Below are 23,449 nucleotides of genomic sequence, written 5' to 3' on the forward strand. Positions count from 1 at the left end.
CTGCTTCCGCAATTCAAGCGAAGTCATTTTTATTATTCCTACCTGTTTAGTGAGTTATATACGTATCATAAGGGCAGTGCATATGGCTGTCAAACGTTTTTTTCCGATTTCTACCGAATATCTGTGTAAATGGCAGAAAAAAAGAACAACGAACCCCAGTCCGTTGTTCCCTTGTCAGCGGCGTGCTTTATACGCCGTAAAATTATCCCAGGACTTGGCATGAGTCCCTGCCATTTCCCTATCTTTATTTGCCGGCATACCGAATATTCGGCACTGGAGGCGTACTCATGCCATCCCCCAAATAAAAGCCAGTGTGCGGCGGTTGGTTATAGGCTACATTTTGCCAAGCTACGCCAAGACGGTATACTGGATCATGCATCAAGGTATAGATGCGTTTGTCCGTAACGGCTGTTGTCGTGTAGATACGCAGCGCAGAGCTGTCATTGGTCCGCCATACCACTTCTTCTCTCCAGTCTCCAAACAGGTCGGCCTGCAAATTCGGTGTGGATTTCGTTCCATTATTGGAAGAAACGCCGGAAGCGGTCAACAAATTCACCGTTTTGCTATTGGCGTAATCCCATTTATCAATTCGGTTGCTGTCCAGCAGCTCGCGGAGCAAATCACCGTCCCACCAAATTCCAAAATTCGTGGAGGAAGGCAGGGTAGTCCCTATTTTCTGTCCTTTGGCTGTGTACAACCCGCCGTCTGCCCAAACTTCTGCACCCTTATAACGCGGATCGATATCGGCTGCCATACCGCGTCCAATATCCTTCGTTGTAGGTATGCCCCAGATCAATTGACCTGTACGTGCATCGCGGAATTCCACGCCTGCATTGGAGGGTGTCTCATGAACCTGAAATACTTCTAGACCCGCACGATCGGGGTCCAGATCACTTAGATGCATGGCATCCCCATGATGAAGCCCTGTCGTGTAGAGCCCCTTCCCGTTATCATCCACCGCCATCGCTCCGTAAACGATTTCGTCTTTGCCATCGCCATCCACATCCGCCACACTCAGATTATGGTTGCCCTGTCCGGCGTAACCTGAATTACCCGACGTGCTGGAGTCAAACGTCCACTGCTTGGTTAGTTGTCCATCCCTCCAATTGTACGCCACCAGCACAGTCCGGGTATAATAACCACGTGCCATGACCAGACTTGGCCGCTCCCCATCCAAATACGCAATCGCTGCAAGGAATCGATCGACCCGGTTGCCGTAATTGTCTCCCCAATCGGATACATTGCCACGCGCCGGTTCATAGTTTACCGTGGAGAGTGCTTTACCCGTCTGTCCATTGAAGATTGTAAGAAACTCCGGTCCTGACAGAACATACCCGCTGGAATTACGATAATCCTTGCTGGCATCACCTATGACTACTCCCGTACCATCCTTGGAACCATCTGCCGTTTTCATCGCCACCTCGGCCTTGCCGTCACCGTCCAGATCGTACACCATGAACTGGGTGTAATGAGCACCGGCACGGATGTTTTTGCCCAAACTAATGCGCCATAGGCGCGTTCCGTTCAATTTGTAGGCATCGATAAACACCTCGCCCGTGTAGCCACTTTGGGAGTTATCCTTGGAGTTGGACGGGTCCCATTTTACAATTAATTCATACTCCCCGTCCCCATCCAGATCCCCTGCACTTGCATCATTGGCACTGTACGTATAGGCCACTCCATCCGGTGTTGTACCGCCTGCCGGCACACTGAGAGGTACGGACAAGTAATTATTTCCCCAAACGCTCGCTGCGGCTGACGCCGCCTGTTCTGTTCCGCCCACTACGGCCCGAACCGTATATTTGGAACTGCTTGTCCCGCTTGCATCCTGGAGGTTGGTACTGTTCGTTATGGGCGATGCGTTTACTTTGGTTCCATCCCGATAGACGTTAAACGATACATTCGACCCTTCCGTACCCAGCAGCCGCCAACTGACAAATACACCCGTGCCTGTCTTTACCGCAACCACACCACGGTCCAGAAACTCCATCTGACGCGCACCTGCAGCATGCGTGACCGACGTGTTCCCAAGACCGAGCGAAGTAATCAGCAGCGCAGAACTCAGCAGGGATGCCCCCGCAGTCCGCAAAGTGCACTTCCATAACGATCGTTTTCCCATAAAGCCATTGCCTCCCCAATCGAATTGGTAAGCCCGATGCCCTTGGTAGCGCCGTCTTATATGTAAGCGCTTTAATAAATTATTTTAAATTAATCATATAATTCCATCCATAGGTCTAATTTAGTAATTAAATGATTAGTACATAAAAAAAGTCGAAGGATTTTTCCTTCGACTTTATAATATCTTCTTCTTCGATCATAACTAATCCCAAGTCAAACATTATAATGCATAATAAACTCATAAGTCTATACTTCTGATTCGTTAAATAATGTTCTTCCTGCTGATTAATAATAAATAAATGGAGTGGTCTTGTCGCCACAAGGGATAGGTTAATAAATCCGCTCAAGTTCATATCCCTTTTTTTCAAGCTCACCTGGAACACTTGGTTCAATCATAACATGAGCAGCACCGATGATGACAAAATAAGTCTGTCCATCATCCGTTTGTAAAATTTCATCAAGCTTATTGGCCATATGAAAATTCCGAGTATCATTGATTGCCTGTTGATACTTTTCATCAATATCTTCAAAACCTTCAGTTAACTGATTCTTAAAAGCATCGTCATTCCCATGAACCCAATTATATCCCAACTGGTTTAAAAAACTCGCTGTCTCCTCATGATCTGCTATAGAACCTTCTAACATTTGTACTTGGGTTTCCATATTAAAACCAGCTAGCACTTCATATTGCATCTCAATAGTTTCTAACTCAACAATTTCTTTATTGTCTTCTAAAGCACGTTGAAGAAAATACAGATCAACCCCATACTCTGGCGCTAGTTCACTTTCTTCATTACTAATTTGGTTTAATAAAGTTCCCAAAAACCAAGGCTGGAAGTGATTGTAATCAGCTAAAGTCATTTCGTGCGCTTCAAATATTTCTGAAAGCTTGGCATAAGACACCTCCGATAACACGTCATCCAGCGTGGTATCATCCTCAAATAATGCCATCTCGTTTATTTCTTCTTCATTCAAATCCACTTTAAACATATTGATCTCTGGAAGAATGACATCTGCGTCCTCATAAGCTTCTTCAATTCCCGAAGCAAGAGGATAAAAGTCTTGATGGCCCAAATGAATCGTTCCATGCACATACATGATCGTTTCGCCGTGAACCACCTTCCACAGAAATCCCCCATCTCCCTCATAATCAAGAGCCGTTTCACTTATTTGCTGTTCATTATCTTGTCCATTAGCCCCTTCACTCTCGATCATCTCATTATTGGGGCCCGTACACCCTGCTATTACAAGTATTACGATCAACAAGTATATCGACATGAGTCGTTTCATCATCGTAACGTTCACCCTTTCTTCATTTTCATTATTATTGATCCAAATGCGTGCTTTCGATATCAATTAACCAATGGTTTTTGAGCATTAGAGCCCGTTCTGTTCCTGCTATTGCAGCGGCAATACCAATCGTAAAATAAGTCCAAATGGACAGTTGGATCGGCGATTCAAATGCACCTATATTTTCTGAAACCCATGGAATAGCAGAGATGTTTTCCAAAAATTGAGGAATGGTTAAAGCGGTTGATATTAACAAGATCATAATCGCGATCATGCCAATGAATGCGCTGAGGATAGGAAATCGTCGATGCACCCACATTCGAAAACCTCGTATCGAACGTCTATCTGGAGATAGGGAAAAGGTGTCCTCGCTAGCACTAACATAATGAATACCATTAATCCCGGTCGAATTGTTTGTTATTTCGATCACGCCATTCTCGACTGGAAAAGCTGCTGGAAGCTTAGAATAGGCAATATGTTTATTTTCGCGGTATAAATCAACGCGGGGCTCTTCTGCAAAATATTTGGATTTTATGGCATATGAGGTGGTGTTCCTACTACTATGATTAGTTATTTCGATGTGAAATAAGGAGTGAGTAAATATACTCCAAAACCGGTACTTTTTCAAAAGATGACCATCGCCTGCTTTCACTTTTTTCAATTTCTTACGATGTTTACGTTGACGAATGAAATGAAACATGGAATGAACTTACCTCCTTTACTCTTATATTGAATAGACATTTTAAATACTGATCAATCAATCAAATTTAAATTAAAAAAATTTACTACTCTCTTGGTTTATTGAATCATTTTTAAAACGTTCTTTGTTACCTTTTCTGTGTAATCTTTAAAGCTCAATATACTCTCGTTTTGGGGCAGGGACATCGATAGAGAAACAGCCCCTCTGATCATCATGGCAATGACTTTGGGATCAAAATCTTGAAATTCTTTCGCTTGTTGACCTTCGTGAAGAATCTCTTCTAACAGGACGTTTAATTCATCTTCAGGATTGATTTCTAACCGAAAATAAGGAACATTATCTGGTGTGCGAACATTAAACACGATTTCCAATAGTGCCGTGGTGTTCCCACGTTTTATAGCGCGATAGGTGATTCCCGCTTCTATATAGGCCATCAATTTTTCCAGATTGGATGATTTTTTTTCTACTCTCTCGATCATAAAAGCTTTCTCTTGTTCAACCAAATAGAGCAATGTATTGTTCATCAAATCTTCCTTGCCAGAAAAATGATACGAGATGAGTCCCGTACTCGTATTAGCCCTTTTTGCTATTTTGGATAGGCTGGTGCTAAAATATCCAATCTCTGTGAGAACCTCAATCGCAGCATGAATGATTTGTTCTCTGCGGGCATCGGCTATTAAATATTGCTTGTTTTTCATCTTTTCATCTACCTTCATGGAATTGACTGAATGTTTTTTATATTGATCGGTTAATCAGTTATTATGATAATGTTTACTTCCCCTCCTGTCAAGGATGGATAAAAACATGCCCAAGGCAACCTTCTCGGTTGTCGTATATGTGTATGCTCACAAAAAAGGATAGTGTACACGATGGAGTTCTATTTCAATGACCGCCTCTTCAGCACGCCAAACGGACATTTTGAAATGCAGAGGATGCCCGAATTGGTATCATCGATCTGGAGAGCAAGATAATATCAAGTCTCTCGATCTATGGTTCTGATGATGCGCTGCGGTATTTGGGCAAGTTCTGATTCTTCTCTAACAATGGAAAGTGACGGATTCGAGGCTTTCAGGTGAGAATAAACATCTTTCCGTAATGATGTCTATTTTTCTTTCAGCGAACAAAAGATCTAATAACAATTTTATCGTGATAATTGCCACTATTTTCAAGATATTTTTTAAAAATATAAATAAAGCTGCAAAACCATGCATTTATACATGATCTCACAGCTTTTCAGATGCAATGTGCTACTATTATTTCACCATGTCTCACAACAAAATCTTAAACCACTGGCGCAATACATACTGGACGCGGCAGCTCCAGCTTGAACCCGTTATGAGTCAGACGTCCATCTTCGCCATTGATCTGAAAAGCAACAAGGTTGTTGCTGTCCTGATTGGCCACCAGCAGAATACCGTCAGGCAGCAGGTTGAAGTTACGCGGAGTCTGTCCAATGGTGGAGGTCCATTCAACAGCCTCCAGCTCACCGGATTCCTGATCAATGTGAAACAGCACAATACTGTCATCCCCACGGTTGGAAGCATACAGGAAACGCCCACAAGGGGACACGCGGATGTCCGCCGACGTACCTTCTCCACTATGACCTTCAGGCAGTGTGGAGATATGCTGCAGCGTAGTGAACTCTCCTCTACGCTCATCATACATGAACGCTGTAACGGTATTGCTCAATTCATTGACCACATATGCCCATTTCGAGTTTGGGTGGAAGACCAGATGTCTCGGTCCGGAGCCTGGAAGCTGATTCATCTCCCGGTGTGTAACCAGACGGCCTTCTTCGTTACGGTACACAATGATCTGATCCAGACCAAGATCACATACAATAGCATACTGTCCTGAAGGATCTGGCTGAATGGAGTGGGCATGCGGGCCTTCCTGACGGTCATCATTCTGCCCTCTTCCCGTATGTTCAACCAGCGCGCTCATCTCCCCAAGCGTGCCTTGATCCCCCACCGGGAATACATTCACACTGCCACTGCTGTAGTTCGAAGTCAGCACCCATTTGCCGTCCTGCGTCACAGATACATAACAAGGCGAAGCGCCCTTCGTCAACTTGCGATCCATCAAATGCAGTTCACTCGTTGCGGCATCCCGCCGATAGACGAGCACCTCGCCCTCGTCCGTTTCGCTTGCAACATATAGACAAGTCCCATCCGGGCATAAAGCAAGATATGACGGATTGTCCACCCCGTCCATATGATTTACAATCCGCATCTCGCCTGTATCCTTATTCAACGCACATAGAAAAATCCCCGGTTGATCCGCTGATGCATAAGTACCTGTATAGAACAAAACTTCATTGGTTGCTGTCGTTTCCATCATTTCATTCTCTCCCTATTCATTCAAATGGTTGATCTTGCTCTATAATCACATGCCGTTACACGAAACTGTAAACCGTATGTTTAATTCCACTATTATGTATTTACCCAATTCATGTCGCCTTGCTTCAGTGGGTATCCTCCCTCACCATAATACAAAGTATGAAACCTTACAAGAGCTCCACCGCATGGCGAATGTCCCAACGAAATCAAGTATGCAAAAACTCAATGTATTGCCTGATTCATTACCGCAGAAACGGTTGAACGGAGTAGTAACGATCCATTTCATATTAAAATTCAATTGGAAAATTGCAGCAACCTTTTGACGAATAGGGTCGTCTATAGGGGCAAATAGCTTTTATACAAAGGGATAATCCCGGAAAAGTGAGGCGAACCTGATATGAAAAAAAATATGTTGGCTACGTTAACCGCCGGAGCTTTACTCACCCTTTCTCTGAGCGCGGGTCCGATTCATGCAGCTCAAGCAGAATTCACTGATATTCAAGGTATTGCAGGCGCGGACAAGATTGAATCCCTGCATCAGGATGGCTTAATCAAAGGAGTGAGTGACAGCTTGTTCAAACCGGAACAGGAACTAAACACGGCTCAGGGCATACAGCTCATTGCAGATGGTCTGCATCTGAATTTGGACACGATTCGTTTTATTAAGCAGCCACTGCCCAGTGACTATTTCTCCAACGTAAAAGATGGCGTATGGTACAGTGATGCTTTTATCCGTGCCCAGTTCAATGGCATTAAGATGTCAAACGATATCGATCCTTCCAAAGCGTTGACCCGTGAACAATATACCCTTTTCTTGATGCAGGGCATTGAAGCCAAAGGCGGCCTGCCGATGATTAACATCAAACCTGTAGATATCACGGACGAAAAAGAGCTTACTCCAGAATATCAAGGCGCTGTCCAACGCTCCCTTGTCTTGAAGATTAACACCCTTGATGCAGACGGCAACTTTAATCCAAAGGAAACGATTACCCGCGCCGAAGCTGCGGTTATGATGTATAACGCGATTGAGTATATGGAAGATTTCAATGCACCAAAAATCCCTGAAACACCAGAGAAATAATGCCCCATTGTTTTTTTTATTTTTTAAAATACCAAACAGCCGCACGTTCCCTCTAAAGGGGACATGCGGCTGTTCCGTTATATCTATAACGACAACTGATCCAAGATCAGTCTTAGAAAGAACCTTTTACAACAACTTCGGACAGCGGGAAACGACCTGCCAGACGAGCTGGTACTGCAGCTTTACCTACAGTAATCAACAACGTTGGCAAATAACGCGCAGGGATGTTGAATGTTTCGATCAATTGTTGCGGGTTGTAACCACCCATTGGGCAAGTATCATATCCCAGGGAACGTGCAGCAAGCATAATGTTCTGTGAAGCAAAAGATGCATTGCGAATCGCTTCGTCACGGGCGATTTGCGGATTTTGGTAAGCACCGTTGATCTGTCCAACCAATGCGTCACGAACTTCAGCCGGGATCGCACCTGCTTCAACAGCCTGATCATAAATCACGGCGTTGCGGTTAGCTTCCAGATCTCCGAGTACAGCAATAGTAACGGAGCTGTCTGTGACTTGACTTTGACCGTAAGCGATTGGCAGCAGCTTGGCTTTGTCCGCTTCGGATTCGATCACGAGGAATTTCCAGTGTTGCAGGTTCCATGATGATGGTGCTTCGGAAGCAGCAGTCAGGATAGCATTCAGATCTGCTTCAGGCATAACAAAACCACTTTCGTACTTTTTGACAGCGTGACGTTCATTAATCACGCGAAGTGTTTCATTGTTTTCAATGCTGGACATGCGTTCCACTCCCCAAGTTCTTTTTTTATTTTTTTACGTTCGCAAGGGCAAACTCTACCGAGTACTCACCTTCCGAAAATAACATCAGCGCAGACGATCGCTTCCATCTGTGTTCACGTTATGCCCGGAATCGCCTGAAACATCTTCGGATCATACAACCGGAGCAAACGCCCTTATATAGCCTCTCCAACATGTTTGGTAACATCCGTGCAGGTCTAGATCATGAAGAGCTGGTAATGATCAAATCTGTCATGAACTATCCTTCATTGACAAGGGTTCCATGGACAAGGAACATTCTTTCCCATTACCGATACGATGCTTCACATCCTCAATAGATATGCGGTCAAAATAAGCGCTTAGCGCTACTTCTCCTCCATCGTAGATGCTTCCCATCACATCCTGCATATTGGAAGAAACGACGCATGTGGAGCCGGATTCTCCCGAACACCAGCTGGGTCCAAGTGATCCACCTGCTACCAGCCTGTACAAGTCTCCAAGCTTGATTTCTTCACTCGGACGGCTGAGCAGATATCCACCATGGGCACCTTCCTTGGTTGTCAGGTATCCGTGCTTCCGCAGAACACTAAGTACCTTGCGTACCCTGGCTGGGTGCGTACCAACACTTTGGGACAAATCTTCACTATTGGCCATACACTCATCCTTCATGGACAAAAAGACCAGACAGTGCACAGCAATGGTAAATTCACTGTTCATTACTTACTCCCTTCCCGGCCTATCCTTCACCGATGAAAATTCAATCCAGGTAAGTATAACTGTCATTATAGGAATAACAGTTATGTTTGTCAATACTCTCAGCCAAGGGGTTCGAAAGCCTGAATTCCCCTGTCATTCCAGTATATACAGGCCTTTCATAGGTTAATTGAAATGGTTGAGTTCTATATGTGTTTTGGGCAACAGAACAAAAAAAGTGAGCCGATCGCTTCGCGAAAGGCTCCAATAAGATAGACATATGAAAGGGCTTACGAGATTATTATAATCGGTTATTCCTATTTTGAAAACGCTTTTTTTGTAAAGTGGCTTCGGTTCTGAAAATATCCTATTTTTTAAGCAAATCAACATGGGTATTGCAAAAACTAATGACATTAGTTATATTACTAACAACATTAGTTTTAAGGAGGATTCAATGATGCGAATTACACGTGAGCATGATGTTGTCCAAGTTTCATTCCTTCCGCGTCTTTTCCCTGTGAACGTATATCTCGTTGAAGAAGAAGACGGGTTTACCCTTATCGATGCCGGAATGCCATTCAGTCTCAAGGGGATTCTGGCTACCGCACAATCCCTAGGCAAACCGATTACCAGAATCATTCTGACTCACGCCCATGGCGACCATGTTGGTGCACTGGATGGTCTTAAGGATGCGTTGCCTAAAGCCGAGGTCTGCATCTCCAGAAGAGATGCCCCGCTGCTGGCCGGAGATGCTTCCCTGCTTCCCGGCGAACCACAGACACCAGTACGCGGCAGTGTGCCCAAAGCGATCCGCACCCGGCCGGACCGCTTGCTCGATGACGGCGACCGGATCGGCTCCCTGGTCGCCATTGCTACCCCAGGCCATACGCCAGGCCACATGGCCTTCATGGATACGCGCAGCCGCGTGATCATCGCTGGCGACGCATACCAGCTGCACGGCGGCCTCGCCGTATCCGGCCGCCTGCGCCCGCTCTTTCCGTTCCCCGCGCTGGCGACGTGGAACCGAGAACTTGCTCTTGCCAGCGCCAAGCGTCTGGCTGAGCTGGAACCGTCCGTGCTCGCTGTAGGGCACGGACGAATGCTGCGTCAGCCCGCCGCGGCCATGCGCGCAGCTACGGCAGACGCGGAGCAGCGGCTGCGCCCTGCCGGGGGGCGCCTGTGAGCCCCCGCCAAGGGCTGGATCGCGGCGCTTTGTTAAGCGCCGCCGCCCAGCTTGCCGACAGCGACGGATTCCACTCGCTGACACTGGCCGCTCTGGCCCAGCGGCTGGATGTGCGCTCCCCGTCGCTCTACAACCACATCAACGGTCTTCCCGGGCTTCGCCAGGAATTGGCGTTGATGTCCGCCCAGCAGCTCAGCCGTGCGTTAACCGAGGCTTCCGCTGGCCGTTCGGGCGATGAAGCCATTCAGGAGGTCGCTGCCGCGTATATCGGCTTCGTCCGCAAGCATCCAGGGCTGTACGAAGCCTTCTTCCATGCGCCGGACCGTAAGGAACCGCAGCTCGTTGTCGCCAGCACAGCTGCCCTGGATCTGCTGCTGCGTTTGTTGCAGCCCTATCCGCTAAGTGAAGCGGAAGCGCTGCATGCCGTTCGCGGTTTACGCAGTCTTTGCCATGGCTTCGCCTCCATGGGTGAGAAGGGCGGCTTCGGCATGAGCTTCGACCCGGATGAGAGCCTACAGCTGACCGTGACTGCTTTCCTGAATGGATTGCAACATCTTCATACAACCTGATATATATATCTTGATTCCAAATGGGAAGAGGGCTGCAGATCATCTGCAGCCCTCCTTATGTATCCTACCGTCCCGCTACCGAAGGAACGGTTACTCTATCGCCAGGGTACTCGCCCTGTTTGGATTTCCTGCAAAATCTTCTTCATTACGGGAACGTATACTTTCCAGTAAAAACGATCCGGAACACCCTCTTGATCGGGTGTAAGCTTCGTTTTCACGACATCCCATCCCTTGATACGGCGCCAGAATGAGTAATGTTCCAGCTCTCCGAATGACCCTGCCATATAATAAGTCCGGTTGTAGCCCTCATGCCGAATAAGAGCAGCGAATTCCGCCGGGATACCTGCGTCCATTAGTTTCTGCTGACCATTCTCCGTCAGATCCGTCTTATACCATGCCAGTACAGAAGCCTGTTGTTCAGGCACGACGATGTCAAACCATTCGCTGTAATGGATGTCCCTGGTAATGCCACTCCATTTCTTCCCTTCCTGTGTGAAGGCAAGTTTTATATTACCCGTCTTTACATCCCGGCCTTGCTTCAGTACAATCACCCGTCCGTCCTCATGAATCAGTACAATGCCCGCACCTTGAAACAACCAATTCTTCTTCTCCCGAAGCTCATAGTTCATCCGTACCTTCTGGGGCACTTCATCTGTGCTTTGCAGATCCAATACGGATTTTCCCTGCCATCCGCTGCTTCTCATTCCCAGAATCGGATACAATTGCTCTCTTGTCATGTTTGAAGCAGCGTTCGACAAGGCGCTATATTCGACCACAACCGTTACACCTTTGGTTGCAGCTTCGTTAATTTTGTGCGCATCGTATATCGTAAGGCCCTCATATGCTTTGCCTTGTATCCGTTCATTCGGATCTGTCGATGAAATATTTAGATTCGCCGTCAGGTAAATCAAGTCCGTGTCGGTTACCTCATCCGGTAATGTCCGCTCACTACGAGAGATCCCATCTTGTATATGATTTCCGTAGTAGTCTTCTTCATACCGATAATGCTCCCCTGTCTGTTGGACAATCTTTTGCTGATTCAGAATCCATACCAGTCCCTTATGCCCCGCATAGGCGAAGTCCGGTTTACCTTTATCGACAATCATGATATTAAGCGGTATCGGAGCCTGTGACTGCCACAAAATCCAGGGGATAACCAGGACCACTGATACTACGGTGAGGGAAGCCAATGCCCATACCGTGAGCGGCCTGTGATTTCTATTCATGAAGCGTATTCCTCCTTGCTCTGTTCCAAGGTATTTCTATGATCGGCATATTACCCCTTTCCGCTCTTATGGTCCTTCTTCATCCCATACTTCACCAAACGCCAGAACCGATCCTATTCATTCAACAAGCACACGGGTTCGCAGCTGACTCCATGTCTCTGGTACTTTGATACAATAGATCGGATCGGGATGTATATAATACGTCCACGCTCTTTCATCTGTTTCACGTGTTTGTATAGCCGCATAACAGGCCCGATTCAATCAGATACCTGCATATCCATCTTGGAACCGCCGATTTCCTTGATCCTGCTGCATTCGTAAGTTCATTTCCTGATTTGCCCTTACTCGAATAAACCGCTTCACACGGGGCACAATAATACAAATTTTTCAAATGAACCCTGTTTATACAATCCGGATAAATGATACACTAAGCATTCTATCGGCTTTCTTCGTTTGTGATATAATAGGAACAGAAAATTCCGGTAATTCGTAGCATGTTCCGGATGTCCGGATAACATCTTATTCCAGAGAGAGGGCGTTTTACGTGGCTCAAATCAGTCCGTTTTACCTTCAGATCGGTGCAACCGTGGGTATGCTCATCATGGCCCTGCTTGCCATCTTCATTCGAATGAAAGCCAGTCATCGTCCGGTAACCATTCGCAAAATACTTATTCCTCCTCTGGGGATGAGCACAGGTTTCCTCATGTTTGTTGTACCGGAGACTCATGTTCCGCTGCTATGGGCACTTATTGCGCTGTTGGTGGGCTGGTTTATCTTCTCGTATCCCCTCATTCGCAGTACACGGTTTGAACGAGTTAACGAAGAAATTTTTGCCACACGTTCACGGAGCTTTGCTTTCATTCTGCTTGGATTGCTGGCTATACGTCTAATCCTGCATGAAGTCATTCAGCGTTATGTAAGCATTCCTCAAACGGGTGGATTATTCTTCCTTCTGGCCTTCGGCATGATCGTGCGCTGGCGGGTATATATGTACAAACATTACAAGGAAGTTGTTGCTGCCGAATCCTAGCAACACCCTAATAACAGAAAAAGACACGTTCTGGCACTTCACTTCACCGTGCAGAACGTGTCTTTTTTGTGGGTTAGGCGTATTTTTCAAATGGAAGAAGGCAGAAGTTACCCATAATTGAAATCCATGCGAATTCGAATATCCATATGGTCCGCTCCATCTTTCACCAACATCAGCAGAGCCTACATCTTCCTTTCGTCATAAAATGGAATTGTCACGCAATAGCCCAATACGCATCGCTTCTGTTATCGCTTCGGAGCGGGAGCGTACGCCGAGTTTCTCGAAGACGCGGGTCAGACTGTACTCAACCGTACGTTGACTCATGAGTAGCTTTGCAGCGATTTCTTTGTTACTACGGCCACTTGCAACTTCCTGCAAAATCTCTTGTTCACGCTCTGTGATGGATACCTTATTCAAGGTCTGATCTTTACGTTTACTCAAATGAATCTCACTCCGACGCAATTGACGGAGCAAATGAACCGGAATAACTGCTTCATCACGCATCGCACAGCGAATTGCAGTCAGAAGCTGCTCACGGGTTGCTGTCTTACTCACAAAACCTGTCACCCCTGAGTCAATAAGGATGTTGAAGTTGGGACTTATGTCATAACCGGTGTAGATCAATATTCGATTTTCCGGATCGAGCGAGATTACCCGTTTAGTCAACTCCAATCCACTGATCCCAGGCATATTCAGATCAAAAAGCAATAGGTCAAAGTTCTCGATTTGCAATCGTTCCAACGCCTCCATGGGAAGTGTAAGCGCCGTCACTTGAATCTCCGGGTCTTGCTCCAGCAGAAGCTTCGTTCCTTCTCCTACTGATGGGTGATCATCTACCAGCAATATACGAATCATTGGATTCTCTCCTTTCTTCCCACATTTACTTTATCCTTCATCTGCTCTGGTTACTGCATGACTACGGATCGGCAACCGGATTACGGCGAATAGTCCTTTTCCAGGCTCTGAGTACCAATCCAGGCTTCCCTCAAAGCTACGGACGCGCTCTTTTATTCCCGATATCCCCATATGACTAAATGAGTCCTCTGCCGCCGACTCTTGCATCCCTATGCCATTGTCACGATATGTATAATGTAGCACCCCCTCCTCCAATCTAATGCCAATCTCAACTCTCGCAGCCCGCGAATGCTTGGCTGCGTTTCGAAGCAGCTCCTGAGTGATTCTATAGATGGCTAGCGTCTGTTCATCATCAAGCAGCCCATCAACGGATTCTGTCGAGAAGTCTACCACGTAATCCATGCGTGTCTGAGCTTCAACAAACAACTGTTCCAAAGCTTGAGTAAGTCCCATTTCCATTAAAAGTGGAGGGCGCAATTCATTACAGGTCTCGCGGATCTGATGAATGACATCAAGCAGCCCTTCCTTAATCTGTTCCAGTTCATTACGCAAACCATCAGACATCTCTTCATCAAGAATAGCTGTCTCTAACCGCCGAAGCCAGATGATCTGATCCTGCAAGGCAGAGTCATGCAGATCTGAAGCCAAGCGTCGTCGCTCATTCTCAGACAAGTTGAAGATTAGTCGAAGCACCCAGGATGGAGCATGACTGTGCTTTTGTATTTCCGTCTCCATATCCACGATTAGCCCTTCAATTAAGTAAAGATTTTCATAAACAATAGCGCTATAATTGGCTAACGTACTGAGCCAGTTCCGTTCGTCCGGGTTAAATCGCGTATGATTTGCTTTGTCGTCAATCCAGAGTATATACAAAGAATCCTGACGCTTTCCAATAACAAGACAAATGCCACGAGACATGGTCAACAGATATCCTGGAGCGATTCGATTCATTTTTTTCCGTAACTCACTTGCCAGTTCAGTACGCTCTGTCTTACTCAATTGATCAATCCGCACTTCGGTTTGATGCATATCCCAATCGAAGAAAGCCATATCTAACACAGGAAGCGAAGAATTTATTTCCTGCTCCAATGCTTTCTCAAGGTCAGAGCGTTTCATGACACGCGATACATTGTGAGAGAATCGTTCAAAACTGTCCCTTATATCCAGACGACTACCCAATTTTTTCTTCACTCGACGATCCATATATTCCTTGACAAACAGCGTAATAACCAGAAGGAAATAAAACAAGAGAAACATACGGATGCCATCAATCCCGTTCGGCCCTCCGCTATTGGCTATCCACATCCCAAGCGTGGCCATCAACGCAGAAGGTATTATGGCAAGAAGAGCATGATAAATAAAGCGGTTTAGTATAAAATCAACATCAAACATCCTTCTCGTTGTCAGCATATATATATAAATAATCGGCAATGTTAACAAGAAGGCTGCAGCCACATCGTTAGATACAATTGGATAATTGATCAGTGATGGCAGGCTGTACAGACAGACAAACGGGAGAAAGGCCAGCGTATGTGCAATTAACGTCAATTTGAACAACGAATGCAAATGATCCAAGCGATGTTTGCGATACTTGTGAATTAGCTTCGCGACAATTAGAATGTTGGGTATCGCAAAAAATAAAATAAGTAATGTCGATCCATAAGAGTAGAATTCCACGTCAATGAGTTCACGGATCGACCTCATGACTATGTGGAACACGATGCAGATATAAAACAGAACAAGCCAGGGTTTGGATATAAACCGTTCTTCAAACTTTCTTAGATAGCTATTCATAAAGTGAATAAATAGAATCGGTACCATTAGAAAGGATAAATAGAAAAAAAGACGTCCAAAAGGTTCGTATCGGTCTGTAGTATAACCACCCAGATAGGCTAGAACTGTGAACAGAAAGAAGAGCGCCAAAAGAAATGCCGATGAATCTTTCCGTCGGTAGCGCCCCATTACGGCGACGAAAAAAAGAAAAAGTACAGACGCACTCAGTGGACCTTTAATGGAAAGTAGTGATACGTGCAAAGGCAGCTTCTGGATCGTCAGAAGCTGCTCCTTTCCATCTGCCCCTATTTTGGTAATCGACTCAGCTCGTTCAATCCTTCCGTAATGTTGAACAGTGAAATTTCTCGCTGGTGAAGCCCCGTCGATGGCAATCACGACGTCTCCTGGCTCCATATAAGCTCGACCCCATCCCTCATCGCCAACAGAGCTCACTTTATAATACCCTGTTACATCTGTCTCAACTTCAATATGAATTAAAGGTGACCCAACAACGAGGAGGATATCATATACGACAATGACGATGTATATCAAAACTGCGGCTAGCCAATTCCCTTTCCTCAATTCAAAATCCTCCAACCTATTTTATGTATGATTTAATCGCCCCAGTTTGAAATCTGCTGACTGGTGATGGAGCGACCTTCCGATCGAAAAGTGAACACATCCAGTAATGCTCGGTGTTCGATCTCCCCTAGTCCGGCGAAAAACAATTGTCCACTTTTCAAACTGTTACACGCATTTTTTTCCTTCATCAACATCTCAATAGCTTCCTTCAACATTCCAGTCAGCCTCCTGTATCGTAGTTTAGTTTGATGAGCATTAAATCCCATTCCTAATATATTCTACGCCGGCTGCATACGAGTATGAGATGATCTTCTGATGTATGAACTGCGGTTGTCCGGCTTGTTTTTACTATATCAGTACAACAAAGAACATGAAACGACAACCCACATTGTAATTCCCGCAAAAGAATTTGCGCTCTGTTGCGTGATCTGCAACTTTACCTGCAATCCTCTTTACACAGGCATCAGGATTCTATCACAGCAGATAAACGTTTCTTGAACCCATCTTGAATGGGCAACTGCTCAACCAACCGGAGATAACGATAATAAGCGATGCGCATATGAACAGAAGCATATGTTAATGCACCGGAATTCTCCAATAACTCTAGTAGCTCGTTTATTCTGTTGCAAACTTGTTTGTACGTTAATCGACCTTCAAAATAATCAATCACCCAGTGGGATTGCCCATTCAGATGCGCGATTAAAGCAAGCACAGGAAGGGTTTTTTTTCGATTCCAAAAGTCGTTCTTCCCTTCCCGATTCATCACATCCAAAATATCATTTTTGATCTGAGCGGCTAAACCCAACTGCTCGGCGTATTCTTCTACTTCCACACGGCTCTCTCCACATGCGAGAACCGTACCTATTTGACAAGCCATCACAATCAAGGATGCTGATTTGTCGACAACTGTTTGTATATACTCACTTTCGCTGAGAATCCGGCTTGTCAAATCCATCATCTGACCGTTTACCGCTTTTATAGCCTGGGTGTTCAGCAGAGCGGCAGCCTTATATTTTCTCGTGGTCTCAAAGTCGCTATCCAGCAAGAGATGTTGGGACAAGAATACGAAACCAAGCGCAATATTTAGTACACACTCTTGTGGAATGGAGCTCCAAACGGCCACTGTATTATCACGATCTTGAAGATCATCGATCATGTCTAGCGCGAGCAAAAGCAATTCGACGGCAGCGACCGCCCTATAAATCGCTTTGCCTTCACCACCATAGATTTGATAGTGCAAACTTGTCAGATTTCCGATTTTAGTTCCACCTTGCAACTTGTACAAGACACATTCCACTGCTTGCTTGCAAAGTACCTCATCTGTAAATTCTTTCTCTATAGCCTGGCACAATATCTGTTCGATCTTCATGTCTTCCACCATAACACATCCTCCTTATTCTCTTTTTTTCCATTTTGAATATATTTTCCAATAAGATATCATATTTATCTTTTTTAGATCAACTTCCTAATAATTAAAGACAAAAAAACTCCTCTGGCTATATAGTAGCCAGAAGAGCTCCACTTAAGATTTATTCAGAAGTCTACCTTGTTCTAAAGTCTTTAGGCGCTGTTCTTCAAAACTGAGTAATGCGCCGTAAGGATGCAACGGGGAATACATACTTCGAATATAACTCAAGTATGAATCCGCTCTTTCATCCGAACAATGGGTAAAAGCCTCCACTTTGAGTAAAGACAATGGATCCAGTACCTGCTTGTTGAGCAGAAGATGTAAGAGAATGTCCGCCCCCCTATGGTCACTCACTTCTTTCAATCGAATGACCTCTTCAGACAGAATCATTGCTACTGTATTCTGGTGTAAGGGGGTTGTCCTTATTTCTTGCCAAAATTCGACTAAATTCTTTATCAGCCTGGTGACTAAAATATCTTCATGATTTCTTTCACCCTGCATCGCTGTATAAAAATATAAAACGTTCAGATTGTGCAGATCTTTGCTCCATTTAGTATCATTTCTCTCTGCTACTTCATACAGATACCGCCGTGAATCCTTAAGCAGAAAATCCAGCTTCCTGACGTCCATAGCGCTAGCAGTAATCAACGCATTCCAAGCAAAGAAAAGTGAATAGTTGCGTCTACCGAGCAAAAGAGCGTTTGTTCCATCTGTAAATAACGTACCGATACCGAGGGCGACTGACAAAAGACCAATCAGCCCCCACAGGCTGAGAAAATCGGATGAGAGCTTCAGAGCAAGCAGACCGAGAAGCAAACTAAACGTCGGACCAGCCGAAGAAATTACGCGTTGAGCTCGTATTGATGAGGCAAATGTGCGCTCGTCCTCATAAGCAGCGACTTCAGCTTTCATTGCTCCAAAAAAGTAGGCTTGTTTCCATTTCCATTCGAGGTGAAACGGTGAAAATGAAAACAGAAATGGTCCAAATATCAGATGGGTAACTCGGTTGCCCATAAACAGTGCACCGAGGATATGACCGAATTCATGTAACATAATAGCTATTACCAGTGCAATTGCAATAATGAGCAAGAGGGTAAGAAGCGACAAAACTCCCCCCCACCCTCCTAGTGTTGGTATACCTTCTGTATCCCCCAGCAAAAACGAAGTAGCCAGAGCGACAACAATCGTCACTCCAACAAAAACCAGCAGGTTCTTTTTCAAAACACTTCCTCCTACGCCATGGGGCTGTCTTCCCCTGAATCTCCAAACATAACGTCCATCTCTTGAGTTCCTACTAGTATTTCAAACGCATTCATCTCCAGAAATAGTCTTTCAAGCATATTCATTCTCTCATGAATCAACTGCTCCATATACTTTTCATAAAGAGCTTTTCTTGCTTGAATTCGCCCGTTCATGGGTTCAACCGCATTAGTGCTGCGTATACATTCACACCCCCTACACCGAATACTTCATCCGCTCCAGGTTCCCCATAATCAGTTGCCGTCTCAAATAATATATCTTTCACCGCAGATGGACTCAGTGTGTAACCCTGCTCTTTCGCTTCAGCGATCAGTAGCCCCGCTGAAGCAGCCACCTTAGGAGCAGACAGACTGGTCCCTATCATAAATTCATAACCGACTGGCAGACCCACCAGCTTGCTTAGTTCTGACTGCGGAAGATGGGTAGGATATGTCGTCAAGCACATACTCGTTAAGTTCAGCTCACCTTTGGTGAACCAGGTACTCCCATAATCCCCACCCGGAGATGCAATCATATCACGCAAACCATAATTCGAATAAAAAGATTTTTCATGCTGACGATTGTAGGCAGAGACAGTGATGACACCAGCTAAACCGCCAGGTGCATGAACGGCAGCCTCAAATGCATCCCATTTGAGCGCTTGGGCAAGACTGGATGGATCACCAATATTAAGCCCATCTGTACCAGAGGAAGCTACCACAGTCACCCCTTTTAATTGAGCATATGCCAACGCTCGTTCATAAGCGAGTAGCGCTGCTTGGTCATCAGGCTTCAATAAAGACTTGTAAGTCCCTAAACTGAGATTAATCACATCGACGCTATCGTTTACCGCCTCTACTATGGCCTCAACGACCCAAGAACTATCCGCCTTTCCCGTATCGAATACTTTATAAGGAACCAATCCAAGCCCAGGTCCCACACCAAGCAGCTTTCCATCCGCAGAGATCGTTCCAGCAATCATCGTCCCGTGTCCAAGGTTATCATCAGTGGACTCTATGCCAGGCACAAATGATTTCCCGGTTCCGATAAGGCTATCCTTTAAATCAGGATGAGAAGCATCGATTCCACTATCCACCACAGCGATAACCACATCCCGGCTTCCGCGTTGAATATCATAACTTTTCCAATCATCAGTTACTTCTTTGATGTCCCAGCCCCATTTCTCATATAATAGCTCCTCTGCCCTAACTGTTTCTTCGCTACGATTAGCATTTAATCCTTCGAAATCCATTGTTTTGAATATTGACTTATCTAATTTCGGGCTCTCTCCCATATCTTGAATATCTGCTAGATTTTGTTGCACAGCCTGTGGATTGAGCGCAGCAGCAATCACTTCTGAATCGTCCAATTTAAGTTCCAGTTTCGGATCACTGCCAGTGTACTCCACCACATCTGTGAATGCTTGTAGAACAGCTAACTCCGCTTCTCTCACGAGTGTGGGGGAGGACCCACTCAACCGTAATAGCCCTGTTTCTGGCACTATAGTAGCTTGGATATCTTTCCATCCCTCTAAAAGAGTAGCTGCTTGCTCTGGAAACATACCTTCCTTGAATAAGATAAGTCTACTGTATGAATCCCCTGTTACACTAAGCTCCATGGCCGCAGAGGCATCAGCTACTCCCGTCACTGCTACGCCTGATATTCCTACTAATCCTGCTGACAAGGCCATAGATAAGGACAAAACGCAAACCTTCAAATTATTAACTTTAGACTGCCAGTTCATGCTCTTTTTCCCCCTTATTCATATAAAGTTGGTAATATAACCCTTTCTGACTGATTAGCTGCATATGGCTGCCACTTTCCACGATGCATCCTCTGTCCATTACAACGATTCTGTCGGCATCAATCACTGTACTCAAACGATGGGCAATAACGATCCGTGTACAGTTCATCTGCGACAAAGCTTCTTCAATTCTGGCTTGGGATAAATTATCGAGTGCACTGGTCGCTTCATCCAGCAGCAGAATATGAGGCTCAGTTACAATAGCTCTAGCCAGAAGTAACCGCTGTCTCTGTCCACCCGATAGGTTTGCACCACTTTCAGACACCATCGTCGAATAACCAAGCGGGAGCTTGAGAATTTCCTCATGGATATTCGCCTTGATGGCGGCCTGTACGACCTGTTCCAATGTTATTGAGTCGTTCAGCATACGTATGTTTTCTTCCACAGTTCGTTGGAACAGTCGTGTGTCCTGCAAAATCGAACCCACACGTTTTCGTAGCGACTGCAAATCCATGTTTTTTAACGAACGCCCGTCATAACGTACCTCGCCTTCGGTCGGCATATAGAAGCCAAGCAATAGTTTGGCCAGTGTTGTTTTGCCTGAACCGGAAGGACCAACGATCGCAATTTTCTGACCAGGTTCGATCTGAAAATCCAGTTGTTGCACTGCTTCGGCTGAAAAAGGGGTGTATCGGTAAGAGACATGATCCAATTCGATCCGGCCACTCAAACGTTCTACGACTTCGCCATTTTCTTCTTGCTCAGGCTTCGCTTCAATTACATCGTAGATGCGCTGCAAATAAGAACTGACCGTAAGCAACTGTGTATAAGCTGAGCCCAGTGAGACGATGGGGATCATGAAAGCCATCGCAAGTGCGTTAAATCCCAGTAGACTGCCAAGTGTCATCTGTCCACTCCACACAGCTTGGCTTCCGGCCCACAGCAGCAGCAACGGCAGAATGAACTGAATTCCCGTCGAAAAGGACTCGAGCAATGAGACCCAAACATTGCGCTTTTGTGTCACCGCCAATTGCCCCGTAAACAACCCGCGCCACGAATTGAAAATCCGATCTTCTGCACCTGCAAGCTTGATATCGGTGATCCCGTAGATACATTCAGCGAGAAAACTTTGTGTCCGACTTTGCTCGGTGATTTCGCGACTGGAGAACTTCCTGGTCACTAGTGTCGTCAAGACCAATACCATGAATATTCCAATTCCCACACCGATGACCAATAATGCGAGTGAACTCGATTCCACCAGCATCAGCACAGCATAAGATATCAGCAAAATGAAGTCGATTACGACCGTCACCATGCGATTCGACAGAATCTGCCGTATGTATACGTTCGCATTAGTTCGAAACATCAACTCGCCGCCTGTGCGGGATTCAAAAAAAGAATAAGGAAGTCGGAACAATCGTCCAATGAAAGTCTGCATCATACTCAAATCCATTACACTCTGAAGTCTGGCGACAGACCAACCTCTCAACATACAAAAAGCTTCGTAGAAGACAAACAGCGAAAGAAGAGCAAATCCGATCAAGGAAGTCTGATCTCGATCCATATCCATCAAAAGACTGTCTGTGATATAGGCAGTCAGCTTAGGTGCAATCAGACCAAAACTTTGCAGAATAAGAGACACACACAGAATTCCGATTAACCATTTCGGTTGTTTAAATGCAAGCTTGATGAAAAATCCCCAATTATTTCTCCCTTTTCGCTGCTCAAACCCATTATCTGGTGCTAAACAAAGTAAATGTCCACTATACTTTTCACGCATTTCTACCAAAGAGAGCGTCCTGCGTCCAAATGAAGGATCTACAATCGTGACCTTGTGTTTGCCTACTTTTTCGATTACGACAAAATGCTTATTTTCCCAATGGGCAATTGCCGGGAGTGGCAGTTTGCGTAGCTCGTCAACGTCAGCTCGATATGCTTTACTCTTCATGGAATAGCCGGAAGAAATCGTGATCAGTTGCAGAAGTGAACTCCCACCACGAACAACGCCGAAGCGTTCCCTGATCTCGTGTAACGAAACACGGCAACCGTAACTTGCCATAATCATTGCGACACAGGCAATTCCGCATTCTGAATCTTCCATCTGCTCAATAAAAGGGACCCTTAATCTAGGCATAAGTCAACCCCCGCTTGTGTTGTCGTACCTCATTATAGAGAGCATCTACAGGTGGGCAGACCCATCCAAGATGGCAAGCAAGGATGCCGATTTGTACCCGGGAGATAATCTCCCATTTGACTTTAATGGAGAAGATAATCTCACCTACACGTCTACGACTGATAAATAAGCGCTGTGCAATTTCTATGTCCTTCATACCCTGTGCAACCAAAATCGCAACTTCCTTTTCTTTCTCACTTAGATGCATAGCCATTTCACTCCTATCGTTTATTGAGGTGCTTGAGCTTCATCATAGAGGCTCCTGCGTGGTTTCGCACCGAAAACAACCTCTGCAGATTACGCCATTTTCTTGCGATATGAACTGCGGGTCGTCAGGCTCCTGTTGCGTTGTACAAAGCAAGTTAATTTCTGCCATTTTGCGTAGTACCGCGAAATGCTCATGCCCAGTAAGATTAAGCCATGAACAACAAACCAAGCACGAGAGGAGGTGATCGGATATGAATCGTGAACATGCACTTCGTTTTCTTGAAACCCAAAGTCCAGTGGGAGAGACTCTGGTAGAGCTGAGTCAGGAAGAATTGATGCGAGTACACGGCGGCGCCGATGTACAACCGGAAACTACGCCATTATGCGGATTCCTCGTAGGTGTGGGAATCGGAGTTATTCTCTCGGTGACAAGTTGTTAATGAGATCATGCCTTCCTTACTTTGTTACTAAAAAACAAAATAAAAAATATGGAGGAATTTAAA

General features: G+C 45.5%; 22 protein-coding genes. 5 read left to right on the forward strand and 17 right to left on the reverse strand.

Going from position 1 to position 23,449, the window contains the following annotated elements; genetic code table 11:
- Positions 1-244: 244 nt before the first annotated feature.
- The 5 genes from Q0V21_RS29370 to Q0V21_RS29390 form a co-directional block, all read right to left on the reverse strand.
- Positions 245-2,119 carry a rhamnogalacturonan lyase gene (locus Q0V21_RS29370; RefSeq protein ID WP_301881878.1) on the reverse strand — a complete coding sequence of 625 codons (1,875 nt, stop codon included), beginning with the start codon at positions 2,117-2,119 and terminating at the stop codon, positions 245-247.
- Between the two features lie 329 nt (positions 2,120-2,448).
- Positions 2,449-3,411 carry a TraB/GumN family protein gene (locus Q0V21_RS29375; protein ID WP_301881880.1) on the reverse strand — a complete coding sequence of 321 codons (963 nt, stop codon included), beginning with the start codon at positions 3,409-3,411 and terminating at the stop codon, positions 2,449-2,451.
- 31 nt (positions 3,412-3,442) lie between these two features.
- A complete protein-coding gene (locus tag Q0V21_RS29380) occupies positions 3,443-4,108 on the reverse strand; it encodes a hypothetical protein (protein ID WP_079348759.1) in 666 nt (221 codons plus the stop codon).
- A 98-nt stretch (positions 4,109-4,206) separates the two neighbouring features.
- Positions 4,207-4,806: a TetR/AcrR family transcriptional regulator gene (locus Q0V21_RS29385; RefSeq protein WP_079348758.1), complete on the reverse strand. Its 600-nt coding sequence runs from the start codon at positions 4,804-4,806 to the stop codon at positions 4,207-4,209.
- A gap of 583 nt (positions 4,807-5,389) precedes the next feature.
- Positions 5,390-6,448 (reverse strand): lactonase family protein, encoded by a 1,059-nt coding sequence (locus Q0V21_RS29390; RefSeq protein WP_301881883.1) that lies wholly within the window; start codon positions 6,446-6,448, stop codon positions 5,390-5,392.
- Positions 6,449-6,844: 396 nt separating this feature from the next.
- Here Q0V21_RS29390 and Q0V21_RS29395 point away from each other — a divergent pair, with 396 nt between their 5' ends.
- Entirely contained in the window at positions 6,845-7,528 is a 684-nt protein-coding gene (locus Q0V21_RS29395; RefSeq protein ID WP_079348757.1) for an S-layer homology domain-containing protein, read from the forward strand.
- A gap of 112 nt (positions 7,529-7,640) precedes the next feature.
- Here the strand turns inward: Q0V21_RS29395 and Q0V21_RS29400 are convergent, their stop codons facing one another.
- The gene (locus Q0V21_RS29400) at positions 7,641-8,267 is read right to left on the reverse strand and encodes a nitroreductase family protein (protein ID WP_301881884.1); all 627 of its coding nucleotides are present in this window, start codon (positions 8,265-8,267) and stop codon (positions 7,641-7,643) included.
- A gap of 249 nt (positions 8,268-8,516) precedes the next feature.
- Positions 8,517-8,981 (reverse strand): Rrf2 family transcriptional regulator, encoded by a 465-nt coding sequence (locus Q0V21_RS29405; RefSeq protein ID WP_301881886.1) that lies wholly within the window; start codon positions 8,979-8,981, stop codon positions 8,517-8,519.
- A 433-nt stretch (positions 8,982-9,414) separates the two neighbouring features.
- On the opposite strand from Q0V21_RS29405, the gene Q0V21_RS29410 reads away from it, so the two are divergent.
- Entirely contained in the window at positions 9,415-10,140 is a 726-nt protein-coding gene (locus Q0V21_RS29410; protein WP_179132769.1) for an MBL fold metallo-hydrolase, read from the forward strand.
- Positions 10,137-10,709, forward strand: coding sequence for a TetR-like C-terminal domain-containing protein (locus Q0V21_RS29415; protein WP_301881887.1), 573 nt, complete (start codon positions 10,137-10,139; stop codon positions 10,707-10,709). The genes Q0V21_RS29410 and Q0V21_RS29415 overlap by 4 nt, the downstream gene beginning before the upstream one ends.
- A 95-nt stretch (positions 10,710-10,804) precedes the next feature.
- On the opposite strand, the gene Q0V21_RS29420 is transcribed toward Q0V21_RS29415, so the two are convergent.
- Entirely contained in the window at positions 10,805-11,935 is a 1,131-nt protein-coding gene (locus Q0V21_RS29420; RefSeq protein WP_301881890.1) for a hypothetical protein, read from the reverse strand.
- Positions 11,936-12,479: 544 nt separating this feature from the next.
- On the opposite strand from Q0V21_RS29420, the gene Q0V21_RS29425 reads away from it, so the two are divergent.
- Positions 12,480-12,965: a CcdC family protein gene (locus Q0V21_RS29425; protein ID WP_285079057.1), complete on the forward strand. Its 486-nt coding sequence runs from the start codon at positions 12,480-12,482 to the stop codon at positions 12,963-12,965.
- A 198-nt stretch (positions 12,966-13,163) separates the two neighbouring features.
- Here the strand turns inward: Q0V21_RS29425 and Q0V21_RS29430 are convergent, their stop codons facing one another.
- The 9 genes from Q0V21_RS29430 to Q0V21_RS29470 all read right to left on the reverse strand — a co-directional run bounded on the left by Q0V21_RS29430 (position 13,164) and on the right by Q0V21_RS29470 (position 22,953).
- On the reverse strand, positions 13,164-13,820 hold the full coding sequence (locus tag Q0V21_RS29430; RefSeq protein ID WP_094938118.1) for a response regulator transcription factor: 657 nt from the start codon (positions 13,818-13,820) through the stop codon (positions 13,164-13,166).
- Positions 13,821-13,850: 30 nt separating this feature from the next.
- Complete coding sequence (locus Q0V21_RS29435) at positions 13,851-16,175, reverse strand: sensor histidine kinase (protein ID WP_301881902.1); 2,325 nt, start codon at positions 16,173-16,175, stop codon at positions 13,851-13,853.
- Between the two features lie 32 nt (positions 16,176-16,207).
- Positions 16,208-16,390 (reverse strand): competence pheromone ComX, encoded by a 183-nt coding sequence (gene comX, locus Q0V21_RS29440; protein ID WP_094938120.1) that lies wholly within the window; start codon positions 16,388-16,390, stop codon positions 16,208-16,210.
- A gap of 248 nt (positions 16,391-16,638) precedes the next feature.
- Positions 16,639-17,556 (reverse strand): polyprenyl synthetase family protein, encoded by a 918-nt coding sequence (locus Q0V21_RS29445; RefSeq protein WP_094938121.1) that lies wholly within the window; start codon positions 17,554-17,556, stop codon positions 16,639-16,641.
- Positions 17,557-17,697: 141 nt separating this feature from the next.
- On the reverse strand, positions 17,698-18,804 hold the full coding sequence (locus Q0V21_RS29450; RefSeq protein ID WP_301881906.1) for a site-2 protease family protein: 1,107 nt from the start codon (positions 18,802-18,804) through the stop codon (positions 17,698-17,700).
- 11 nt (positions 18,805-18,815) lie between these two features.
- Positions 18,816-18,998, reverse strand: a complete 183-nt coding sequence (locus Q0V21_RS29455) for a hypothetical protein (RefSeq protein ID WP_301881909.1) — start codon at positions 18,996-18,998, stop codon at positions 18,816-18,818.
- Positions 18,995-20,566: a S8 family serine peptidase gene (locus tag Q0V21_RS29460; RefSeq protein WP_301881910.1), complete on the reverse strand. Its 1,572-nt coding sequence runs from the start codon at positions 20,564-20,566 to the stop codon at positions 18,995-18,997. The genes Q0V21_RS29455 and Q0V21_RS29460 overlap by 4 nt, the downstream gene beginning before the upstream one ends.
- A complete protein-coding gene (locus tag Q0V21_RS29465; protein ID WP_301881912.1) occupies positions 20,550-22,700 on the reverse strand; it encodes a peptidase domain-containing ABC transporter in 2,151 nt (716 codons plus the stop codon). The genes Q0V21_RS29460 and Q0V21_RS29465 overlap by 17 nt, the downstream gene beginning before the upstream one ends.
- Entirely contained in the window at positions 22,693-22,953 is a 261-nt protein-coding gene (locus Q0V21_RS29470; protein WP_301881915.1) for a helix-turn-helix domain-containing protein, read from the reverse strand. Before Q0V21_RS29470 ends, Q0V21_RS29465 begins: the two co-directional genes overlap by 8 nt.
- A gap of 244 nt (positions 22,954-23,197) precedes the next feature.
- Here Q0V21_RS29470 and Q0V21_RS29475 point away from each other — a divergent pair, with 244 nt between their 5' ends.
- On the forward strand, positions 23,198-23,386 hold the full coding sequence (locus Q0V21_RS29475; RefSeq protein ID WP_094938127.1) for a mersacidin family lantibiotic: 189 nt from the start codon (positions 23,198-23,200) through the stop codon (positions 23,384-23,386).
- Positions 23,387-23,449: the final 63 nt, after the last annotated feature.

The sequence above is a fragment of the Paenibacillus sp. 11B genome (assembly GCF_030487755.1).
Lineage (GTDB): Bacteria > Bacillota > Bacilli > Paenibacillales > Paenibacillaceae > Paenibacillus > Paenibacillus vandeheii.

Coding starts and splice junctions, on each gene's coding strand:
- Q0V21_RS29375 (WP_301881880.1), bottom strand. CDS start 3,411: ATGATGAAACGACTCATGTCGATATACTTGTTGATCGTAATACTTGTA.
- Q0V21_RS29405 (WP_301881886.1), bottom strand. CDS start 8,981: ATGAACAGTGAATTTACCATTGCTGTGCACTGTCTGGTCTTTTTGTCC.
- Q0V21_RS29385 (WP_079348758.1), bottom strand. CDS start 4,806: ATGAAAAACAAGCAATATTTAATAGCCGATGCCCGCAGAGAACAAATC.
- Q0V21_RS29460 (WP_301881910.1), bottom strand. CDS start 20,566: ATGAACTGGCAGTCTAAAGTTAATAATTTGAAGGTTTGCGTTTTGTCC.
- Q0V21_RS29410 (WP_179132769.1), top strand. CDS start 9,415: ATGCGAATTACACGTGAGCATGATGTTGTCCAAGTTTCATTCCTTCCG.
- Q0V21_RS29380 (WP_079348759.1), bottom strand. CDS start 4,108: ATGTTTCATTTCATTCGTCAACGTAAACATCGTAAGAAATTGAAAAAA.
- Q0V21_RS29420 (WP_301881890.1), bottom strand. CDS start 11,935: ATGAATAGAAATCACAGGCCGCTCACGGTATGGGCATTGGCTTCCCTC.
- Q0V21_RS29400 (WP_301881884.1), bottom strand. CDS start 8,267: ATGTCCAGCATTGAAAACAATGAAACACTTCGCGTGATTAATGAACGT.
- Q0V21_RS29470 (WP_301881915.1), bottom strand. CDS start 22,953: ATGGCTATGCATCTAAGTGAGAAAGAAAAGGAAGTTGCGATTTTGGTT.
- Q0V21_RS29465 (WP_301881912.1), bottom strand. CDS start 22,700: ATGCCTAGATTAAGGGTCCCTTTTATTGAGCAGATGGAAGATTCAGAA.
- Q0V21_RS29445 (WP_094938121.1), bottom strand. CDS start 17,556: ATGGTGGAAGACATGAAGATCGAACAGATATTGTGCCAGGCTATAGAG.
- comX (WP_094938120.1), bottom strand. CDS start 16,390: ATGTTGAAGGAAGCTATTGAGATGTTGATGAAGGAAAAAAATGCGTGT.
- Q0V21_RS29475 (WP_094938127.1), top strand. CDS start 23,198: ATGAATCGTGAACATGCACTTCGTTTTCTTGAAACCCAAAGTCCAGTG.
- Q0V21_RS29455 (WP_301881909.1), bottom strand. CDS start 18,998: ATGAACGGGCGAATTCAAGCAAGAAAAGCTCTTTATGAAAAGTATATG.
- Q0V21_RS29370 (WP_301881878.1), bottom strand. CDS start 2,119: ATGGGAAAACGATCGTTATGGAAGTGCACTTTGCGGACTGCGGGGGCA.
- Q0V21_RS29395 (WP_079348757.1), top strand. CDS start 6,845: ATGAAAAAAAATATGTTGGCTACGTTAACCGCCGGAGCTTTACTCACC.
- Q0V21_RS29430 (WP_094938118.1), bottom strand. CDS start 13,820: ATGATTCGTATATTGCTGGTAGATGATCACCCATCAGTAGGAGAAGGA.
- Q0V21_RS29390 (WP_301881883.1), bottom strand. CDS start 6,448: ATGATGGAAACGACAGCAACCAATGAAGTTTTGTTCTATACAGGTACT.